1 protein-coding gene is annotated in these 1,331 nt (G+C 44.4%); it reads left to right on the forward strand.

The features are described from left to right. Positions 1–1,331: IS66 family transposase (locus Q0954_RS33930; RefSeq protein ID WP_366916778.1), on the forward strand; the 1,331-nt coding region annotated here is incomplete at both ends.

Consider the following 1,331-nt stretch of genomic DNA (forward strand, 5'->3'; position numbering starts at 1 on the left):
AAAGCTGATTTACAAGTAGAAAAGGGTAAGCTCCTACTGGAAAAATCTTACCTGGAGGCTCAAATAGCGGAGTACAAACGTTTGTTGCACGGTCAAAAAAGAGAACGGTTTATTGCCAACCCTGAGCAACTTCCTTTGCCATTTGAAGCGCCCGCTGAGGTCAAAGAAGTTCAACAAAGAACACTTATTGAGCAGCAGGAAGCCACCAAGACCAAACAAAAACGTAAGCATCCTGGGCGTGCCAAGTTACCTGAACACTTGCCCGTAGAAGAAATTGAAATCTATCCCGAAGGCGATTTGTCAGAGATGGTGTGCATTGGCAAAGAAGTAACCGAAGAGTTGGAGTGTGTGCCTACTCGTTTTTACATCAAACGCTATATTCGTTATAAGTATGCTCCTAAAGATAAGGAAGGTAAGCCAGTGATTGCCCAGTTGCCCGCTCGTGTCATTCACAAGGGCATTCCAAGTGCGGCACTCATTGCCCTTATTTTGGTAAATAAATATGTAGACCATCTTCCGCTTGATCGCCAACAAAAAATATTTAGACGAGAGGGGGTTAAAATCAGCCCCTCAACCATTAATAACTGGGTCAAAAGAGGCATTGAATGTTTGGAGGTGTTGTACCAAAGCTTGGTAAACGAGATTAAAAACCGAGGTTACCTCCAGGCTGATGAAACTCCTATTAAGGTGCTCACTTCCGAAAAGAAAGGAGCTACCCACCAAGGTTATTTTTGGGTCTACCACGACCCTTTCGAACAAAGTATTGTATTTGATTATCAAGCCACCAGAGGCTATGCCGCCACAGAAGAAATGCTGGGAGACTTTCAAGGGTATCTCCAGTCAGATGGTTATGCCGTTTATGAAAAAGTCGCCAAAAAACCTGGTATTACCCACGTAGCGTGTTGGGTACATGCCCGTCGTGAGTTCAGTAAAGCAGAAAACAACGATAAGGCAAGAGCTCAACAAGCCCTTGTGTATATACAACGACTTTATGCGATTGAAACCAAGGCCAGGGATGAAAAAATGAGCCCTGAACAACGCAAATTACTCAGGTTAGAAAAATCTTTGCCTATCATCAACGAAATGGGTAAGTGGATGGCAAAAGAACAAAAAAAGGTGCTGCCAAAATCCGCCATTGGGAAAGCTTTTGCCTATTGTACCAACCGATGGACTGCTTTATCGAACTACCTGCTGGACGGAATGCTCGAGATGGACAACAATCTCACCGAAAATGCCATCAGACCTGTGGCCATAGGAAGGAAAAATTACCTCTTCGCAGGATCACACGATGCCGCTCAAAGGTCGGCGGTCATCTATACCTTTTTCGCCAA

It is taken from the genome of uncultured Microscilla sp., assembly GCF_947493425.1.
Classification (GTDB): Bacteria; Bacteroidota; Bacteroidia; order Cytophagales; family Microscillaceae; genus Microscilla.